At 50.9% G+C, this 20,750-nt stretch carries 14 protein-coding genes and 1 riboswitch; of the genes, 10 read left to right on the plus strand and 4 right to left on the minus strand.

Annotation, left to right across the window (positions count from 1 at the left end; genetic code table 11):
• The first annotated feature begins 72 nt into the window (after positions 1-72).
• The 7 genes from AC07OI_RS10645 (at position 73) to thiE (ending at position 11,559) form a co-directional block, all read left to right on the plus strand.
• Positions 73-4,614: an EAL domain-containing protein gene (locus AC07OI_RS10645; protein ID WP_495257190.1), complete on the plus strand. Its 4,542-nt coding sequence runs from the start codon at positions 73-75 to the stop codon at positions 4,612-4,614.
• A 76-nt stretch (positions 4,615-4,690) separates the two neighbouring features.
• A complete protein-coding gene (locus AC07OI_RS10650) occupies positions 4,691-6,826 on the plus strand; it encodes a tetratricopeptide repeat-containing diguanylate cyclase (RefSeq protein WP_495257191.1) in 2,136 nt (711 codons plus the stop codon).
• Positions 6,827-6,896: 70 nt separating this feature from the next.
• Positions 6,897-6,998, plus strand: a riboswitch (TPP riboswitch).
• An 86-nt stretch (positions 6,999-7,084) separates the two neighbouring features.
• Positions 7,085-8,998, plus strand: a complete 1,914-nt coding sequence (thiC, locus tag AC07OI_RS10655) for a phosphomethylpyrimidine synthase ThiC (protein ID WP_495257192.1) — start codon at positions 7,085-7,087, stop codon at positions 8,996-8,998.
• A 2-nt stretch (positions 8,999-9,000) separates the two neighbouring features.
• Entirely contained in the window at positions 9,001-9,201 is a 201-nt protein-coding gene (thiS, locus tag AC07OI_RS10660) for a sulfur carrier protein ThiS (protein ID WP_492702477.1), read from the plus strand.
• Between the two features lie 99 nt (positions 9,202-9,300).
• On the plus strand, positions 9,301-10,092 hold the full coding sequence (locus tag AC07OI_RS10665; RefSeq protein WP_492702475.1) for a thiazole synthase: 792 nt from the start codon (positions 9,301-9,303) through the stop codon (positions 10,090-10,092).
• Between the two features lie 10 nt (positions 10,093-10,102).
• Positions 10,103-10,921, plus strand: coding sequence for a bifunctional hydroxymethylpyrimidine kinase/phosphomethylpyrimidine kinase (thiD, locus tag AC07OI_RS10670; protein ID WP_495257193.1), 819 nt, complete (start codon positions 10,103-10,105; stop codon positions 10,919-10,921).
• A complete protein-coding gene (gene thiE / locus AC07OI_RS10675) occupies positions 10,918-11,559 on the plus strand; it encodes a thiamine phosphate synthase (protein WP_495257194.1) in 642 nt (213 codons plus the stop codon). Before thiD ends, thiE begins: the two co-directional genes overlap by 4 nt.
• 12 nt (positions 11,560-11,571) lie before the next feature.
• Here thiE and AC07OI_RS10680 read toward each other — a convergent pair whose 3' ends face one another.
• Entirely contained in the window at positions 11,572-12,309 is a 738-nt protein-coding gene (locus AC07OI_RS10680) for a hypothetical protein (RefSeq protein WP_495257195.1), read from the minus strand.
• 58 nt (positions 12,310-12,367) lie between these two features.
• Complete coding sequence (gene dapA / locus AC07OI_RS10685; RefSeq protein WP_495257196.1) at positions 12,368-13,309, minus strand: 4-hydroxy-tetrahydrodipicolinate synthase; 942 nt, start codon at positions 13,307-13,309, stop codon at positions 12,368-12,370.
• A 349-nt stretch (positions 13,310-13,658) separates the two neighbouring features.
• On the opposite strand from dapA, the gene AC07OI_RS10690 reads away from it, so the two are divergent.
• Positions 13,659-15,950: a UvrD-helicase domain-containing protein gene (locus tag AC07OI_RS10690; protein ID WP_492702465.1), complete on the plus strand. Its 2,292-nt coding sequence runs from the start codon at positions 13,659-13,661 to the stop codon at positions 15,948-15,950.
• A gap of 128 nt (positions 15,951-16,078) precedes the next feature.
• Here AC07OI_RS10690 and coq7 read toward each other — a convergent pair whose 3' ends face one another.
• Positions 16,079-16,729 (minus strand): 2-polyprenyl-3-methyl-6-methoxy-1,4-benzoquinone monooxygenase, encoded by a 651-nt coding sequence (gene coq7 / locus AC07OI_RS10695; RefSeq protein ID WP_495257197.1) that lies wholly within the window; start codon positions 16,727-16,729, stop codon positions 16,079-16,081.
• Between the two features lie 355 nt (positions 16,730-17,084).
• On the opposite strand from coq7, the gene AC07OI_RS10700 reads away from it, so the two are divergent.
• Both AC07OI_RS10700 and AC07OI_RS10705 read left to right on the plus strand, forming a co-directional pair.
• Entirely contained in the window at positions 17,085-18,221 is a 1,137-nt protein-coding gene (locus AC07OI_RS10700; RefSeq protein WP_492702461.1) for a porin, read from the plus strand.
• 379 nt (positions 18,222-18,600) lie between these two features.
• Positions 18,601-19,662 (plus strand): porin, encoded by a 1,062-nt coding sequence (locus AC07OI_RS10705; protein ID WP_492702459.1) that lies wholly within the window; start codon positions 18,601-18,603, stop codon positions 19,660-19,662.
• 263 nt (positions 19,663-19,925) lie between these two features.
• Here AC07OI_RS10705 and AC07OI_RS10710 read toward each other — a convergent pair whose 3' ends face one another.
• Positions 19,926-20,750: a 2-keto-4-pentenoate hydratase gene (locus AC07OI_RS10710; protein WP_492702457.1), complete on the minus strand. Its 825-nt coding sequence runs from the start codon at positions 20,748-20,750 to the stop codon at positions 19,926-19,928.

A 20,750-nucleotide genomic window follows, 5' to 3' on the forward strand; every position in this document is an offset into this window, starting at 1 on the left:
AATATTCCGGGACATAGTGTTGTTCACCAGCGCAGCTTGAGGGTGAGTGGCCACAAGTAATTTGGTTCAAGTATGAAGTTTTTCAGTAACTACTTTCGCCGCACAGGTTTCAGTCTCCAGCTAACGGTCATCATCACGGCCGCTATTCTGGTGCTGGCACTTTTTTCTTCCATCATGAACTCATGGCAGGCCAGCCATCGCATGCGCGCTTACTTTGTCGTACAAGGTCAGCAAGTTGCAGAAAACCTGGCCCGGCAAAGCCGGCTGGCGCTGCTGTATCACTCAGCAGACAATGCCAGGGAAGTGGTGGCGACAACCCTGGCTTTTCCTGATGTCTTGCAGGTAGAAATTGCCAATGCCGATCACAAGGTCTTGCTGTCACAAAGCAAGCCAGGCGTGGTCTTGCCTCCATTGAAAACACATCCGGCCGGACCATTATCGAGTGCCAGGCTGGAACAGGAAAGTGATCAGGACTGGCGTTTCAGCGCCCCGGTATTTGCCGGTGAAAGTGAAGCCTCTCCTTTTGAAGTACAGGAAAGCAAACCGCAATTGCTGGGCTATGTGCATGTGGTGGTCGGTAAGACCACGCTTGATAAACTGGTGTCGTCACTGTTGCTGGGCAACCTTGGCATTACCTTTTCATTTGCCCTGATATTGCTGGCCGTGATACGCCTGATGTCGCGGCAGATGATACGCCCGCTGAACCAGTTGTCTGCCCTGATGGGTAGAGCAGAGGCAGGCGAATCCGGCATGCGTGCCACGCCGGACGGGTCAAAAGACATCATAGAAATGTCGCATGCCTTTAACCAGATGATGGCAGTGCTGGAAGACCGTGAGGCTGAACTCAAGCAATCGCGTGATCAGGCTTTGCATGCAGCTGTCATGAAGGCGCAATTTGCTGCTACAGTCAGTCACGAAGTGCGTACGCCCTTGAATGGCGTGGTTGGCATGCTCGACATGCTGAAAGAAATGCGCCTGACCAAGAGCCAGCGTGAATGTGTGGATGTGGCCTGGAACTCTTCCCAGGCTTTGATAGAACTGATCAATGACATCCTGGATTTTTCCAAGATGGAAGCAGGCAAGGTCGAAGTTGAAGAAATCGAATTTGACCTCAATAAACTAGTGGCCGAAGTACTGGAATTATTGTCCAAGTCAGCCCAGCAAAAAGGCCTGGAACTGGCTTATCTGATCGCTGATGATGTACCTTTGCGCGTCAAGAGCGACCCGCTGCGCTTACGTCAGATCCTCATCAACCTGATTGGCAATGCAGTCAAGTTTACCGAACATGGTGAAATAGCGGTGCGGGTGGTATTGAGTCAGTACCATGATCAGGCAGACCCGTCTTCCATGATGAGCCTGCGTTTTGAAGTCAGCGATACCGGCATAGGCATGTCGGCAGATGCCGTCGCTAATGTGTTTGAATCCTTCGCCCAGGCGGACCGTTCAACTACCCGCAAATATGGCGGTACCGGTCTGGGGCTGGCCATCTGCAAGCAACTGGTGGCACTCTTGCATGGCGAAATCGGTGTCAGCAGCGTGCCGGATCAGGGCAGTAACTTCTACTTCAGCATGCAATGTCACGCCAGCAGTACAGAAAAACCTGCACTGACCAGTGCCAGCGCTGATTTGCAGGATGAACGCATACTCATCGTTGACCCCAGTGAAGTTGTTCGCAGTTTCCTGACGCAACAACTTTCCCGTCACGGCATGTCTTGCCACGCGGTTGCCAGTGGCGTGCAGGCTCTGGCTTTGCTGGATCAGGCTGCGAAAGATGGCACGCCGCATTCTCTGGTCATCATGGATGTCAGCAGCATGGATGACAATGGCGAAGAACTGGCGCGCCGCTTGCGCAATGACCATCGCTATAGTGGCATCCGTACTCTGGCACTGGATCGGAATGGTTGCGTGGGAGATGCTAATTCTTCGACGGCTGAAATTTGCCTGAGCAAGCCAGTACACATCGAAAAACTGCTGGAAGCCTTGCGTCACTTGCTGCTGACCACAGCCGATGTGCAGACATCCTCTGCTGCAACAGCAACAACGATCGCCAGGGCACCTGCGCACATGCCCGCCAGGAGCATGGAAGTGACACGCCATCCTTCCAATGGCGGTCATGTTGAATGGCGCGTACTGGTGGTTGAGGATAATCGCACCAACCAAATGGTGGCTGCAGGCATGCTCTCGCTTTCTGCCTGCCATTGCGAATTTGCCGGTAATGGCAAGGAAGCCGTGGAGGCAGCCCGCCGCAACCGTTATGACCTGATACTCATGGATTGCAGCATGCCGGAAATGGACGGCTATGAAGCCACAGTCAGGATACGCAGCTATGAAGACGGACTGGGCAGGCGCACACCTATTGTGGCGATGACAGCCAATACCCAGCGCGGCGATGCTGAAAAATGCCTGGCGATAGGTATGGATGATTATCTGGCCAAACCCATCACGCTGGTAGAATTGCGTCAGAAACTGGAGCGTTGGCTGACCCATGGCGGTGCAGCAGGACGCGCACTGCCATCAGATGGACAATTGCAAGCACTCGACAATAGCCCGCTAGACCGCGCTGTGTTCGATAAATTACGCGATATCCTGGGGCCGGGTCTGCAGCAGACGGTATCCCTGTTCCTGGAAGACACACCTGTCTATCTGGAACAATTAAGCCAGGGTTTGCAGCAAGGCGATGCTGAAATGGTGCGTGCCATGGCGCATTCCATCAAGGGCAGTAGCGGTAACCTTGGGGCCACCAATCTTTTGCAGTTTGCCAAAGAAGTTGAGCAACTGGCGCTGGAACGGCATTTGTCAGAAATTACACCTTTACTGAGTAGCCTGCATCAAGCTTATGAAGCGGTGGCGTCCGAGCTGGGTAATGAAGTGTTCCTGGAAGACCATGATGCTGTCAGCCATAGCCGTCATGTCGCTAAAGTGCTGGTGGTCGACGATGACCGAAGCACCCGCAGCACACTGCGTCATACCTTGCAAAGAGATGGTTTTAAAGTCGAGGAAGCTGCAGATGGTTCGCAAGCTTTGCTGATGCTCAAACGCATGCGGCCTGATGTCATCCTCATGGATGCTGTCATGCCAGTCATGGATGGTTTTACCGCCTGCAGCCTGATACAGGAAATGCCGCGTGGCCGCAGCATACCGGTGTTGATGATCACCGCACTGGAAGACAATAGTTCGGTAGAAAGAGCCTTTGCTGCCGGTGCCTGTGACTACATCCCCAAGCCTATTCATTTTGCCGTGTTGTCGCAACGCGTGCGCCGCATCATAGAAGCGAATCAGGCAGAAAAACGCATACGCCACCTGGCCTTCAATGATGTGCTGACGGGTTTGCCTAACCGCACGCAATTCCTTGACCAACTGGGGCGCAGGTTGACCATGGCCAAGGACAATGTCGAATCAGTGGCAGTGCTGTTCCTGGACCTGGACAGATTCAAGAACGTCAATGACACTCTCGGCCATGATGTTGGTGACCGTCTGTTGATTGCCGTGGCGCAGCGCATACGTCGCAGCGTACGTAATGCCGATTGCGTGGCACGCCTGGGGGGCGATGAATTTACCGTGGTATTGAGCGAACTGGCTGACCCGGCGGCTGCGGCATCGGCTGCGCAAAATATCTGCCGCACTCTGGCCAAGCCTTTCCAGATTGATAGTCATGATATTTTCGTGACCGCCAGCATAGGTATTTCTGTTTATCCCAGTGATGGCATGGACGTAGGCACCCTGGTCAAACATGCAGATACCGCCATGTACCGCGCCAAGAAAACCAATACCGACTTCCAGTTTTTTGAAGCGGCGATGGAGCATTCGATCTCTGAACGGGTACGTCTGGAAAATGATTTGCGCCGTGCATTGGAACGTAATGAGCTGGCAGTTTTCTATCAACCCCAGGCACGTATGGATACTGGTGAGATCATCGGTACAGAAGCACTGGTGCGCTGGTTCCATCCTACCCGTGGCATGGTGTCGCCACTGGAATTCATACCGATGGCAGAAGAAACCGGTTTGATTATTGCGCTCGGTGAATGGGTATTGCGTACGGCCTGCGCCCAGATGCGCAACTGGATGGATAAGGGCATGTCCCATCTGCGGGTTGCAGTGAACTTGTCTGTCAGCCAGTTATTGCAAAAGGATTTTGCCAATACGGTAGAACAAGTCTTGTTCGATACCGGCTTGCCCGCGAAAATGCTGGAACTGGAAATTACCGAGAGCACGCTGATGGAGCATGCGCAAGATACTCTGGCCATACTGGACCGTCTGCGCAGCCTCGGTGTCAGGTTGACCATTGATGACTTTGGTACTGGCTATTCATCGCTGTCTTATCTGAAGCGCTTTCCTGTCGATATCATCAAGATAGACCGCTCCTTCGTGCGCGATATTCCTGGTGATGCCGACGATGCCGCCATTGTCACCGGCATCATTGCGCTGGCACATAGTCTGCGGTTGGAGGTAGTGGCTGAAGGGGTGGAAACCCGCGAACAACTGGAATTTTTACGCGCCCAATCCTGCGATATCCTGCAAGGCTTTTACTTGAGCAAACCTATACCGGCGCAGCAACTGGAAGACGAAATATTGTCGCAAGTGGGCAGCGTATTTCTGGATCAGACAGGTAAATGAAACCTGGGGCTGACGCAGTTTTGCTGCAGCCTTGATAAAAATTATTAGAGACTCGGATCGATCAATGAGGGCTTGCATGTTGCAGCTTCAACTACCTAAATGGCAAACCAGCCTGATGCCGGGTTTGCTGGCTATCTTCTTGCTATGCATGAACACGACGGCACATGCGCAAGCTAAACCTCAAGCTGATTTTTCTGAGATCGAAGCGATACATACGCTGTCTGACCGTGACAATACCGCCGCACTCAAACAACTGCAGGAATACAAAGATAAATTAGGCAAGGATGCAGATTACGTCTTGCGGGCCGAAGTCCTGAAGACCCTGATAGGCATCTTGTATGACGCTGGCAAGATCAAGGAAGCCGACGCTGCCAATGCAGAGTTGCTGCAACTCGCCAGGTTGCAAAAAGATAATGACATGATCAACATGGCGCTGATAGGTGAAGCCTTTCAGTTACTGGATCAGGGCAAGTTTGCCATGGCACTGGTGAAGCTTAATGATATACAGCAAAGCCTGCGTGATTCAAAAAATGCGGAAGTACTCATGCGCCTGAATATCGCCTTCGGCATGGTGCAACTGGCGATAGGTAATTTTGATAAATCCCTGCCTTATTTTCTTGAGGCGCTGAAACTGGCAGATCAGATACCAAGAAGGCGTGCCCAGGCCAAGATGTACCGCATGGAATCCATCGCCAGGCTATATCTGAATATGCACAATGCAGAAAAGTCCCTGGAAACTGCCAACGATGCATTGACGATGCAGCCTAAAATAGAATCACCCAAGATTACCTCATCCTTGCAAATGACACGTGGTCTGGCACTGATAGACCTTGGGCGTCATGATGAAGCTCTGGAAGCTTACAAGACGGTATTGCAGATATCCACTGAAGCTGGCATGCCAGCCGTGGCGGCAACCGCTTTGGGCAATATTGCTGATTATTACCTGCATGTGCGCAAGTTCACCGAGGCCGAGCGCGCCGCCCGCTTCTCCCTGGAAAAAGCCCAGGCCGTGAATGACCCTTTTGCAATTGCCATCGCCAAAGCGAATATAGGTTTTGCGCTGGCAGGACAAAAGAAATTTTCTCAGGGTATAGGTTTCATCAACGAGGCCAAGAAGTTTTTCATGGAGACAGGTTCCAAGTCGGATGTGGAAAACCTGCTCAGCGAAATTGGCAATATGTACGAAGCCGCTGACATGTATAAAGAAGCGTTGGCAACCGTACGTGAACAACAAAAACTCAGTGATGAATTATTCCGCTCTGATCGCGCGCGGGCTGTAGCCACCCTGCAAGAACAATTCAATGCCCAGCAAAGACAAAAACAGATTGAATTGCTGGCGCGTGAAAACCAGCTCAAGGATGCCGACATCAAAAACCGCCAGTTGCAGCAAGTGGTGTTGATGCTGGCTGCCATCATCATGGTGATGGTGGGTGTAGTCGTCTTCTTCTTGTACAGACGGGTACGCAAGACCAATGAAAAACTGCGCGAAGTGAATGAGCAACTTGAATTTCATGCCGTGCGTGATCCCCTGACTGGTTTATATAACCGCCGCTCTTTTGTCGATATGATGAAGGGCAGAGTCATATTGCCGGAAGGTGAAAGGCGCGAAGATGCGCTTGATAATCCGGATTGTTTAATTCTCATGGATATCGATCACTTCAAAAATATCAATGACAGCTTTGGTCATGCAACCGGCGATGCTGTCCTGATAGAAGTGGCGCGCCGTTTGCGCAGTACAGTGCGCGATAGCGACATGGTGTTGCGCTGGGGTGGGGAAGAGTTTTTGATTTATTCCCCACGCTCTAACCCTGCACAACTCAAGGGACTGGTAGAGCGTATTTTGCGCAGCATCGGTGAAGAGAACATCGAAGTCGAGGGCGCCAGTGTGCCTGTTACCTTGACCGCAGGTTTCATCAGCCTGCCATTTTCTGGCTTGCCAGAAGCAGTTTGCAACTGGGAAAAAGCGCTGCAAATTGCCGACATGGCGTTATATCTGGGCAAGGTCAATGGCCGCAACCGTGCCTATGGTGTCAGTAAATTATTGATTGCCTATGAAGAAGCCTTGCCGGTACTGGATCATGATTTGTCGGCCGCCATCAAGGCGGGTATGGTCGAATTGGTAGAAGTGCATGGGCCAGTAAAACTGCCGGAAAGCAATCTTGCACCATCGTCAACAATGCAAGATACAGAACTGGCCAGCGAAATCAAATAAAGCACCAGAGTTTAAAAAAGTCGTATAATCTGCCGTCGTCGCGGTTCTGGATTTAATTCAGAATCCGAAGAAAAAATGCTAGGGGTCCTGCCATCAATTTTGTTGGCGGGTGAGAAATACCCTCGAACCTGATCTGGATAATGCCAGCGAAGGGAAGCTGCCGAAGTTTGTGCCGCCTGTGTTATGTATTGATCTGCGCGCGCACCAGTTTTGGAAACTCCTTTGCTGGCTCCATGCCAACAAAGCAAAGGAGCCAAAATGAACGCCAACCCGCAATTCCTGTCCGCTACCGCTACGGTAGACGAGGCAGCCATTCAGCCACTGCCGAATTCCCGCAAGACCTATGTACAGGGTAGCCGTCCCGATATCCGCGTACCCATGCGTGAAATCAGCCAGTCAGATACACCAGCCATGTTTGGTTCGGAGAAAAATCCACCTATCTATGTCTACGATACTTCCGGCCCCTACACCGATCCTGAAGTAAAAATCGATATCCGCTCTGGCCTGGCATCCGTACGTGGTGCCTGGATAGCCGAGCGTAATGACACTGAAGAACTGGCTGGCCCGACATCTGAATACGGCATCACCCGCCTGCATGATCCCAAGCTGGCTGAACTGCGCTTCAATCTGAAACGCCTGCCACGGCGCGCACTGGCAGGCAAGAATGTCTCGCAAATGCACTATGCACGCCAGGGTATCATCACACCTGAAATGGAATTTGTTGCAATACGCGAAAACCTGCGCAGGAAAGAATATCTCGAAAACCTGAAAGCCTCTGGCCCCATGGGCAGCAAGCTGGCAGAAGTCATGGGCCGCCAGCATCCGGGTCAGTCTTTTGGGGCCGCGATCCCTGAAGAAATCACGCCAGAATTCGTACGCTCGGAAATCGCCCGTGGCCGTGCGATTATTCCTGCGAATATCAATCATCCTGAAATCGAACCGATGATCATAGGCCGTAATTTCCTGGTCAAGATCAATGCCAATATCGGTAATTCTGCAGTGACCTCTTCCATCGGTGAAGAAGTAGAAAAAATGACCTGGGCAATACGCTGGGGTGGCGACAATGTCATGGATCTTTCCACTGGCAAGCACATACATGAAACCCGTGAGTGGATCATCCGCAATTCACCCGTACCTATCGGCACCGTGCCCATCTATCAGGCACTGGAAAAAGTGAATGGCAAAGCAGAAGACCTGACCTGGGAAATTTTCCGTGACACGCTCATTGAACAAGCTGAGCAAGGTGTCGATTACTTCACCATCCATGCAGGCGTGCGTCTGCAATATGTGCCGATGACAGCCAAGCGCCTGACCGGTATCGTTTCACGCGGTGGTTCCATCATGGCGAAATGGTGTCTGGCCCATCATAAAGAAAGCTTCCTGTACGAGCATTTCGAAGACATTTGCGAAATCATGAAAGCCTATGATGTGTCTTTCAGCCTCGGCGATGGCCTGCGTCCAGGTTCCATCTATGATGCCAATGATGAAGCACAGTTAGGTGAATTGAAAACCCTGGGTGAACTGACGCAGATCGCCTGGAAACATGATGTGCAAGTCATGATAGAAGGCCCGGGCCATGTGCCCATGCATCTCATCAAGGAAAACATGGACCTGCAACTTGAGCAATGCCATGAAGCGCCTTTTTATACTCTCGGCCCTCTGACGACTGACATCGCCCCCGGCTACGACCACATCACTTCCGGCATAGGCGCGGCACAGATAGGCTGGTACGGCACTGCCATGCTGTGCTACGTGACACCGAAAGAACATTTGGGTTTGCCAAACAAGGTCGACGTCAAGGATGGCATCATCACTTACAAGATCGCCGCCCATGCAGCCGACCTGGCAAAAGGCCACCCAGGTGCGCAGATACGTGACAATGCTCTTTCCAAGGCGCGCTTTGAATTCCGCTGGGAAGACCAGTTCAACATCGGTCTCGACCCCGACAAGGCACGTGAATTCCATGATGAAACACTGCCCAAAGATTCTGCCAAGGTCGCCCATTTCTGCTCCATGTGCGGCCCGCATTTCTGCTCCATGAAAATCACGCAGGAAGTGCGCGACTATGCCAATGCGCAGGGTATCAGCGAGATCCAGGCGCTGAAACAGGGTATGGAAGTCAAAGCCGTCGAGTTCATCAAATCCGGTGCGGAAATCTACAAGAAGCAATAGCCATGGTGGAGATACAGCTTAATGGAGAAAAACGGCAATTGGCGAGCGTGCTGCTGGCGGATTTGATTGCCGAACTGAATTTGTCGCAGCAGGCAATTGCGGTGGCGGTGAACCGGCAGATTATCCCGCGGTCGCGATGGCCAGAGCATCAGTTGCAAGTGGATGACAAGGTTGATGTAGTCAGGGCGATTGGTGGCGGTTGATTCGTTCGTTGATTGCAGGTTGGGCTGGTAGGGCCGGCCCAACCTGCAAATTCGCCCGGCGATGTATTGCTTAGCGCTCACAAATTTGAAAGAATTTTTATGCAAACAGAAAACGACCAAGGCTTAACCATAGCCGGCAAAACCTACCGCTCCCGCCTGCTGGTTGGCAGCGGCAAATACAAAGACCTTGAACAAACCCGCCTGGCGACAGAAGCCAGCGGTGCAGAGATCATCACGGTAGCAATCCGTCGCGTGAACATAGGGCAAGACCCGAATGCCCCCAGTTTGCTGGACGTAGTGCCACCGAGTAAATACACCATACTGCCCAACTCGGCGGGTTGTTATAACGCCGAAGATGCGGTGTACACCCTGCGACTGGGGCGTGAGTTATTGGGTGGTCACAAGCTGTGCAAGCTTGAAGTATTGGGCGACGAGAAAACCCTGTTCCCGAATATGCCCGAAACATTGAAGGCAGCGAAAACCCTGGTGCAGGATGGTTTCGACGTCATGGTATATTGCAGTGATGATCCCATACAGGCACGCATGCTGGAAGACATAGGCTGCGTCGCCATCATGCCGCTGGCCTCCTTGATAGGTTCAGGTATGGGTATCTTGAATCCCTGGAATCTGTCGCTGATCATAGACCAGTCCAAAGTGCCGGTACTGGTGGATGCCGGTGTAGGTACGGCATCTGATGCAGCGATAGCCATGGAACTGGGTTGCGATGGGGTGTTGATGAATACGGCAATCGCTGGCGCCAAAGATCCGGTACGCATGGCACGTGCCATGGGTCTCGCAGTCGAGGCTGGACGTGAAGCATTTCTGGCGGGGCGCATGCCACGCAAGTTTGCAGCATCACCATCGTCACCGATGGCTGGCCGCATTGTCTGATCTTCGTTTAATGAAAGCAACTAAGCGTCCCTGTGTGCTGGTATTTGCCGGGCATGACCCCAGTGGCGGTGCTGGCATACAGGCAGATATAGAAGCCATCGCCGCGCAGGGCGCACATGCCTTGCCGGTGATTACTGCATTGACCGTGCAGGATAACGATCACGCTTATGCCGTGCATGCAGTCGATGTGCAAATCATCTTGCAGCAGGCAATGACGCTGGTGGCAAAAATACCGGTCAAGGTCATCAAGCTTGGCATCGTTGCGCACAAAAAAAATGCGACGGCGATTGCCAGTTTTATCCAGAAGATGAAACTGCAACATGCTGATCTGCATGTCATTGTTGACCCGGTATTGGGCAGCGGTCACGGCGACAGGTTGTCGCTGGATGATGCAGTAGCAGCTATTGAGCCTTTATTGAAAGTGGCAACGCTGATCACGCCCAATTTGCCTGAGTTACAGCGTCTGTCACCATTGGCTGTTGATATACAGGCGCAGGTGGAAAACCTGATGCAAGCTTATGATACGGATGTTCTGCTGAAAGGCGGCCATGCAACAGAAGCACGGGTAAAAAACATCTGGTTCCAGCACGGACAATGGCAGACCGCACAAGAATGGTCATGGCCGCGTTTGTCAGGTGAATTTCATGGTAGTGGCTGCACGCTGGCCTCAGCGATAGCCGGACAACTGGCAAGGGGAGTGACTTTGCCAGAAGCTTTGCAACAGGCACAAAGCTATACACAGCAAAGCCTGCTGCATGCGTATGCGATAGCTGCAGGCCAGCTTATTCCAGCACGCCAGCCAGTATTGAGTACAAGGAAAAAATCATGAACACATTGAGCAGTCATCCATTGAGCGGTTTATATGTCGTCACCCCTGATTGGGATGATACTGCTCAACTTGTGACAGTCACAGAACAGGCTTTGCAGGGTGGTGCAAATATCGTGCAATACCGTCATAAAACTGCCAGTCAAGAACTACGCAAAACCCAGGCGCTGGCCTTGCTGGGACTGTGCCGCAGTTTTAATAAACCCTTCATCATCAACGACCATCTGGAACTTTGCCTGGAAATTGGTGCTGATGGCCTGCATGTAGGTGGCACGGATATTTCGGTAGCAGACGCCAGAACCAAACTAGGGTCTGACAAGATACTGGGTGCATCCTGCTACGGTGATCTGGAACTGGCGCGTACTGCCGTAATGGGTGGAGCAAGTTATATAGCCTTCGGTGGTTTTTATCCTTCCCGCATCAAGAAATATGCAGTAAGCACACCTGTCAGTATAGTTGCAGATGCAGTAAAGGAATTCGACTTGCCGAACGTCGTTATCGGTGGCATGACACTGGAAAACTGTCAGCCCCTGCTTGCTCAGGGGGCTGACATGGTGGCCGTGATCAGCAGCGTGTATATGGCAGAACGGCCGCAACAGGCAGCGCTCGCATTTACAGAACTTTTCACTGCACGTCAGTGAGGGGCTCAGGGTTTATTTAATTTCGCTCTCAGCTTCTTTGTTGGCAGGCGCAGATGCAGCCGCTTGCGGTTCCAGATCTTCAACTTTCAATAATTCTGCCGTGGTGAGGATGCCGACACTGATGATGTCGTGGCCTTCTATGGTCTCGCATTTGCGCGGATTGGCCAGCGTACCTTCCGTGCAAAAGCGGATATTACCTTTCTTCTTGTCCGCACCGGGATAATAGAACAGCATCATGTCACTGGCTCTTTTGATATACATGGCCTGATCCAGCAATTCTTCCGGGAATTTGCCATCGGTGGCTTTTAACAACCACTCACGCAATTTGGGTATGGCTTCGGTGCTGACTTCGCGGGTTTCTTTATTGTGTGGCCCATGAAAACCCAGTCGCGTGCGTGCCAGATTCTTGCTGTCTAGCATGCGCCTTTCCGTACCTGCCATGAACATGATGGCACAGGAAGAAAAGCAGTTTCCCTGGACGGCAGTATTGATTTTCCTGCCTTTGATAAGCTGGGCTATGCCATATGCGGCACCCAGGTCACCGCCAGGGCTTTCAGTCAACACGACATTGTGCACTTCACCGCCTGACAGATTGCGGCGAAATCGCTGCGTGTCATCCGCTTCTACCTTGCCATATAAAATCAAAGTGTCATTTGAGCGCAGCATAGTCATGGCAGCAGCTGGCTGGCTATATGAAATCATGGCAGTGGCCAATATGGCAAACAAAGGATAGGGACGTAGCATCATCATTCAAGAGGAAAATAATTGAAGCCGCATTATCCTTTGCCTGGACTGAGCGGGCAATGCCCTATTGAATAGCGGTGAGTTTTGCTATCGCACTCAATAGCTTGTCTGCCGTTTCTGCGCTGGCTGTTTGCATGGGTGGCCGCAGGCTGGCCTGTATTCTGCCTGACGCCGCCAGTGCTGCTTTCAACGGCGCAGGATTGGGCTCTTCAAACAGTGCCTGCATGACGGGCAGCAAGTGATAGAAAATTGTCCTGGCCTGTTCAATTTGACCTGCATTGATATGCGTATGCAAACTCAGGAACAGATCGGGGCGTATATGTGCAGATGCCAGTATGCCGCCTGCACCACCGAGACAGAGGGTGGTGAACAATTGGTGGTCTTCCCCTGTGAGCACTTGAATATCCCTGTCCATGATGAGTTGCATGGTGGCTTGCAGATTACCACCACAATCCTTGATGGCGACGATATTGGGATGTTTGGCCAGTTGCTGCAAGGTCGGTAATTCCATATTCACACCAGTGCGGTAAGGAATGTTATACAGCAGCACAGGTATGACTGATGCATCGGCAATTTCATGGAAGTAGTGCAAGATGCCTGCTTGTGAGGGCCGTATGTAATACGGTGGCGTTACCAGTACGCCAGCAGTTTGTCTCTGTCCTATAGCTGCCAGCCTGTGCAAGACTTGCCCCATGTGATTACCGCTCAAGCCCATGATGACCTGGTGGGCAGGAACCACAGCCAGCACGGCATCCAGCACCTGTAATTGCTCTTCTTCACTGAGAGCGGCAGCTTCACCGGTGGAGCCACAGACGACCAGGCCAGTGACACCTTCCTTGATCAACTTATTGGCAAGTGCCTGCAGTGCTGGGAAATCCACTTCCGCCTCTGCGCTTGCACAAAACGGTGTGATCAGTGCGACCCAGATGCCTGAAAAATCAATGCGTCTGGTCTGATGGTCAGATTCAATATGTGTATTACTGGAATTGCTGATGCTGCTGGACATGCCTGTTCTCCTGTGGACCGGTAAAAAGACCCGCAGGGAGTTGACATGAAGCGCAAAGGGAGGAATACCGGTTTTGCCATCCTGTCAGCTCACCTGACGGGACAGCACGCCCCGGTCAGATGAGCGTCTGTTTCTTGGCTTTAGCAAAGACCATACACAAAGCAGTGTTGCCTTGTGTGTGTAACTGATCTTTGACTTGAGTTTGCATAATGAAAATGAAATTTCTATTGCGATTGAAATGATTATCTGCGGATGGGATGTAGCTTGTCAAGGCTTCATCTAGTAAGAAAATTTTAGCCCTCCGGGATCGCCTTGGAGCGTACCCGGCATAGTCCCGTATAATCCGTCTATGCAAAATTTACTCCACAACTTAAATCCTGAACAACTTGCTGCGGTGACTTTGCCAGCGCAGCCTGCCCTGATTTTGGCTGGCGCAGGTTCCGGCAAGACACGTGTGCTGACGACCCGCATCGCCTGGCTGATACAGACGGGCCAGGTTTCGCCTGGTGGTATTCTGGCCGTGACCTTTACCAACAAGGCCGCCAAGGAGATGCTGACGCGTTTGTCTGCCATGTTGCCGATTAATACACGCGGCATGTGGATAGGCACTTTCCATGGCCTGTGTAACCGCCTCTTGCGTGCGCATCACCGCGATGCCGGTTTGCCATCGACGTTCCAGATACTTGATTCTGGCGACCAGTTATCCTTCATCAAGCGTTTGCTGAAGGCGAATAATATCGACGATGAAAAATTCCCGCCCAAGACTTTGATGTATTTCATCAATGGTGCCAAGGACCAGGGTTTGCGTGCAGCGCAGGTCGATGCCTATGATGACTTCAACCGCAAGCTGGTTGGCCTGTATGATTTGTATGATGCCCAGTGCCAGCGTGACGGGGTGGTTGATTTTGCTGAACTGTTATTACGTACCTATGAATTATTGAGCCGCAACCAGCCACTGCGTGAACATTATCAGGATCGCTTCCGCCATATTCTGGTTGATGAGTTTCAGGATACCAATGATTTGCAATACAAGTGGTTGAAGTTGTTGGCAGGGGAGGGCAGCAGAAAAGGTGGTGCAGTGTTTGCAGTCGGTGATGATGACCAGAGTATCTATGCCTTCCGTGGTGCCAATGTGGGCAATATGTCGGCCTTTGAGCGCGAATTTCAGGTGCAGAACCTGATCAAGCTGGAACAGAATTACCGTTCGCACGGCCACATCCTTGACAGTGCTAACGTACTCATCGAACATAATAGTAAGCGTCTGGGCAAGAATCTGCGTACTGATGCAGGTCATGGGGAGCTGGTGCGCGTCATGGAATCCAGCAGCGATATCCAGGAAGCCAACTGGATCATAGACGAAGCCAAAAACCTCATACGTGAAGGTTCTTTGCGTAGCGAGATCGCCATCCTGTACCGATCGAATGCGCAATCACGTGTGATTGAACATGCACTGTTCACGGCGAATATTCCCTACCGCGTGTATGGCGGCCAGCGTTTCTTTGAGCGTGCCGAGATCAAGCACGCCATCGCCTATCTGCAATTGATGGATAACCCGCATAATGATTCTGCCTTTTTGCGCGTAGTGAATTTCCCTACCCGTGGCATAGGTGCGCGCTCGCTGGAGCAATTGCAGGATGTCGCCAGGCAGCAAAATATTTCCATGTATGCTGCTGTGCCTTATGTGGCTGGCAAGGCTGGCTCTTCATTGGCATCTTTCGTCAAGCTCATAGAAGGTGCTCGTTTTGAAACCCAGAACCTGCCTTTACCTGAGATGGTCAAGATCGTGCTGGAAGTAAGCAGCCTGCTGACGCATTACCAGACTGAAAAAGAAGGCGCGGACCGGATAGAAAACCTGGAGCAGCTAGTCAGTGCTGCCACCCTGTTCGTATCAGAAGAAGGTTTTAACAAAGAAGCACCAGCCTTTGCCGGCCCTGCCAGTAGTGCGGCAGTCTTGCTGGAAAGCGGGAATGGCGATCAGATCATTGATGCTGACGCAGCACTGCCAACGGTGATGTCGCCCTTGTCGGCCTTCCTCTCCCACGCCTCTTTGGAGGCAGGTGACAATCAGGCGCAAGCAGGGCAAGATGCCATGCAGTTGATGACCGTGCATTCCGCCAAGGGCCTGGAATTCGATGCAGTCTTCATTACCGGCCTGGAAGAAGGTTTGTTCCCACATGAAAACAGTACGCAGGAAGACAGTGGTGTAGAAGAGGAACGTCGCCTTATGTATGTGGCGATTACCCGTGCGCGCCAACGCCTGTACCTGAGTTTTTCACAAACCCGCATGTTGCATGGACAGACCCGTTACAACATGCGCTCACGCTTCCTTGATGAATTGCCTGAGGAGTCATTGAAGTGGCTTACACCGCGTGTACAGCCTACCTGGTTCGGCAATAAAAAATCTGCCTGGGATGAAGCGCCGGATGATGCTGCCAACCGCATCGCTCAGACTTTCAAGAAGAGTAATGACAGCATGAGCTGGCGTATAGGCCAGAATGTGGAGCATGCAAAATTTGGTGAGGGCGTGATTGTCAATCTGAATGGCGGTGGCGGTAGTGGCAGCTTGCGTGCCCAGATCAATTTCGGCAAATTCGGTATGAAGGAGCTGGACCTGAGTATTGCGAAACTGGAAAAAATATAAAAGAACTGTCCAGGAAAAAGACGAGCGCAGGGTGAATCAATCACCCTGCGCTTTTTTATCAGATTTCCCGTTGTACAAAAAACAGGGCAGCCGGGCTAAGTGCTCAACTAAGTGCTCAACTAAGTTGCTCAAATATAGTAAGCCGTTGTCGTCATGACCTTGGCCATCAGCTTCATGCCTGCCTGGACGGGGACTGGTAGTTCGCTCGCACCTAAAGCCTGAGCAGCTGTGCCGTGTGCAATTTCATCCAGACGCATTTGTTCTATCACCGCGCGTGACCTCTGGTCTTCTGTGGGCAAGTTTTTCATATGGCTGGCCAGATGCGCTTCCACCTGTTTTTCTGTCTCAACTACAAATCCCAGACTGACCGCATCGCCAAATCTGGCGGCCAGCGCGCCGCAGGCATAGGCCCCGGCATACCAGAGCGGATTCAGAAAGCTGGTATGTGAATTAAGTTCGTGCAGTCTTTTTGCGGTCCAGGCTAAATGGTCTTCTTCTTCTATGCCGGAATGCTGGAATTGCTGGCGTATCTCTTCTGTATGTGCATTTGCGCCCTGAGAGTCATACAGAGCCTGAGCGCAAATTTCACCCACATGGTTGACGCGCATTAAACCTGCGCTATGTGCTTTTTCCTGTTCGGATAAATTGCTATCTGGCAAATCATGGCCGGGGTAAGCTCTTCTGGCAATTGCCTGGCCACTGACCACGCGTAGGGCGCGGTCAAACTTGCCGATCAGTTGGTCCAGGCTACCCTTGGGAGATGTTGTTAGGAAGTTCATATTGTTTTTTGGAAATGCCATGGTTGAGCAATATTGAGCTAATAAAAAGCAGCTATTAATGACCTATTGTAGAAAGGAATATGGATTTACGCCATCAGACCAAGTCTGGAAACCTACAGAAAACTTAAGATTCTAATAATAAGAAAGTAGATGCTTGTTGCGATAACGCCACATAAAATTTGCTTAAAAACGATCGTTCGCAAATTCTCTTTGCCCTAATTCCTTTAATTTGTTTCAATGGAATCTAGCTTCTTAATCAGCAGGTTTCGAAGTCTTGGCAAGACTAAATTCGTAAAATAATGGCCGAAGCATTTCAGTGTGGCCGCATAAATTAATAATTTTGGAGACGCTTTCAATGAAAAAATCGATACTGGCATTCGCAGTCTTGAGCGCATTTGCAGCAACCGCTTCAGCACAATCTTCAGTCGTCATCTACGGTATTATCGACGCAGCCGTTGTAGCCACAACCAACCAGACAGCAACTGGTGGTTCCAAATTCTCCATGGATGCTGGTCAGTTACTGACCTCCCGCTGGGGTATCAAAGGTTCTGAAGACCTGGGTGGTGGTTTGAAAGCAAACTTCAATCTCGAAGGCACATTGGCCAATGACACTGGTACAGCCGGTGCCGGTTTTGGTGGTAACGTATTTAATCAGGCAGGTAATAACACATCGCTGTTCGATCGTCTGGCATGGGTAGGTTTGTCTGGTGCTTTCGGCTCCGTCACGCTGGGTCGTAACAATATTGTTGGTGTGGATTCTGTTGGTCTGGCTGATCCTATCAGCCTGGCGCACGCTGGTTCCAATCCTAACGTGATGTTCAGCGCCCTGAACGCAGGCGCATTCTTTGGTGGTTTCGGTACTAACCAGGGTGGTACTGCTCTGCGTCAAAACAATTCCATCAAATACGTTTCTCCACTGATGTCTGGCTTCGGCGGCGCGCTGATGTATGGCTTCGGTGAAAAAGCAGGTGACAACACAGCAAGTAACTATGCTGGTTTGTCTGGCTTCTTTACAGACGGCACTAACGGTGCAGCGCTGTCTTATGCCAAATTGAAAGACAATTCCGGTGCAGCCTACTTGGCTGGTTGGGCTGGTGGTGCCAAGTTCAAAGTTGCTCCATCTGTAATGTTGCGTGGTACTTACTCCAACAACAAAGTAGAAGGCAATATCAAGATTGATGCTTTGCCAAACGCAAATGGCCGCAAGATTGCTGTGATAGGTCTGGGTGCAGATTTCACTCTGTCTGATCAAATGACTTTGACTACTGCTTATTACAACACCAAACGCTCTGGCGATATCGACGGTAAAGCAGATCAATATATCTTGCTGGGTAAATATGCATTCAGCAAACGTACAACTGCTTATGCTTCCCTGACATATGCAAAAGCTGGTTCTGTAAATGCACAAGATGTTTCCCTGGCTTTGGGCATCATCGGTGCAGGTAATAGTTCTGCAACACGTACAGCAGTTGGCGTATTGCACGCATTCTGATTGTAGACAGTTAGATTTACTTGCAAAGGTCGCGTAAGCGACCTTTGCAATTTTGTTTTTGCTTCACTTTTAGTGTTAATAATGTAAGTTTTCAGCAACTATTTCGCTTAGTCAAGCTTGCCTTAATTGCATTGATTTTGTTGCTTTTAATGCAATTTATGTTGCTTATACGAGACATAATCCCCCCATATTCCCTCCAAAAGCTGATTTAGCTTGGCTGCCTGACACCATTTTTGGTCAAATACGTTAACTTCTTTTTAGCTGTCTTGTCGGTTCTTAAGTATTTGCGCGTTTCGTGCGATCAATTTTTTGGCTCTGTTTTGCGCGAACTGTGCTTAATGTAGTTCATATCAATGTGAAATCCTTTGGAGAAATATCAATGAAAAAATCACTCATCGCTCTGTCAGTTTTGGCTGCTGTTGCTGGTACAGCGCAAGCTCAATCTTCCGTAACTATCTACGGTGTAGTCGATATGGCTTTGCAACATCAAAACACTGGCGATCCTGCTGGCTCTACTCTGGGTCTGGATAGTGGTATTCAATCCGGTTCCCGTCTGGGCTTCAAAGGCTCTGAAGATCTGGGTGGCGGTCTGAAAGCAAATTTCCAATTGGAAATGGGTATCAATGCTGATACAGGTAGCTCTGCTCAAGGTGGCCGCGCATTCGGTCGTCAAGCTTACGTAGGTTTGTCTGGTGACTTCGGTGCGGTTAACTTCGGCCGTCAATACACACCAGCATTTATCGCTATCGACAGCTTCGATCCGTTCGGCACTGGTATCACTAGCGGTACAGCAGGTAGCGGCACATCCGGTCTGGGCGCTGCAGCTTACTTCGACCACGGTGGCGTTCGTATGAACAACTCCGCAACATACTCCACAGCTAACCTGGGCGGTTTCACAGGTACTCTGGCTTATGGCTTCGGTGAAGTTGCTGGTAACACAACAGCTGGCCGTTATATCGGTTTCTCCGGTGCATACTCTGCTGGTCCTCTGATGGCTGAACTGGCTTACAGCAATGCACAAAATGCTAACGGCTCTAATGCAACTAAGAGCTATTTGCTGGCTGGTACATACAACTTTGACGTTGTAACAGCACACGCTGGTTTCTCTTCTATCAAAGATGACGGCGCAGGCGCAGCTGCTCTGGATCGTCGCGTTTGGTTGCTGGGTGCAACAGTACCAGTTGGTTCTGGCAACATCATCGCCAGCTACATCCGTTCTACTAACCAAAACAGCCTGATCAAAGAAGCTAACGGTACACAATTGGCTCTGGGTTACACATACTCCCTGTCCAAGCGTACTAACCTGTACACTTCTGTATCTCGCGCAACTAACGACGCAAACATCAACCTGGGTAGCGCTGACTCTTCAGCAACATTCAAACCAGTACCTAACGGCGCAACAGTTCGTCTGGTTAACGTTGGTATCCGTCACAAGTTCTAATTTTATGCTGACTAGCTCAGTATAAAAAAGAGTTTGGCAAGACTGAAAAAGCACTCCTGTGGGAGTGCTTTTTCTTTTGAAATTAAGATGTGGGTGCTTGCATTGCGGGTTTTTGACTGCTGTAAGGCAAGCTGATTGTAATACCCAAGCAGATTTGTAAGGCATAAAAAAAGCTGACATGATGCATGTCAGCTTTTTTTATTTTTTAAAACTGTTCGCTTTTAGATGAGGATCGTTTCTAATTGCAGCGAGTTTAACTACTTTTAAGCAAAACTGACGCTCAGACCCGGTAAAGGAATACCAGAGAAGGCTGTCCCCCAGGTTTGCCCGGCTTGCACGGGATAGGCGTCAGTCCAGGTGCCGGTGGTGATAATTTCTCCTGCCTGTAAGGGCGGGAATTGCGGTTGTTTTTTCAGCAGGCCATGCAGGTACCAGATTGCATGCAAAGGGCTGTCCAGCACGTTGCTGCCATAACCTGCACTCAGCAAAGAACCATCACAAGACAGCGAGACGCTGGCATTCGCCAGCAACTCAGCCAGATGCTGGCGGCTGGCGCTCGACAAGATACGCGGCTCACCGATCAACAGGGTGCCGTGCAAACCCAGCGCTGCGATTGCGTCGGCAGCTTCAAATTTCCAGTCAGGGTAGGGGCTGACAACGATCTCTATGCCATGTGCCATCCACTCCAGGCAATCTGCCAGCTCTTCTATGCAGGCATCGGCGGCGGGTGTTCTGCCGAGCTTGAATACCACTTCCGGTTCTATGCGTGGTTGCAGTGCGCCTGTCAGGCTTTGATAGGTATGGTTGTCTTCAACGTAGCGCACTGTGCTGTCAAACAGGCTGCTCCAGATAGGCTCACGTATGGCGGCTTTTTCGCCATATTTGGTCCACAGTTTGCGATTGGTAAAACCCAGTTTGCGGCCTATGCGCACTTCGCCTTCTGCAGCACGTATGGTGTCGGATGCTTTTGCGATTTCATAAGCATCGTGAATACTTAAATCAAATTGCGAACTCAGGGGGCTCAAGTGTTGGGTACGTGCTCTTGCCTCAAGAAAGGTATAGGCATGTTGTTCGGCTAGTAAGGACAT

Source organism: Undibacterium sp. GW821-FHT07F11, from assembly GCF_059418665.1.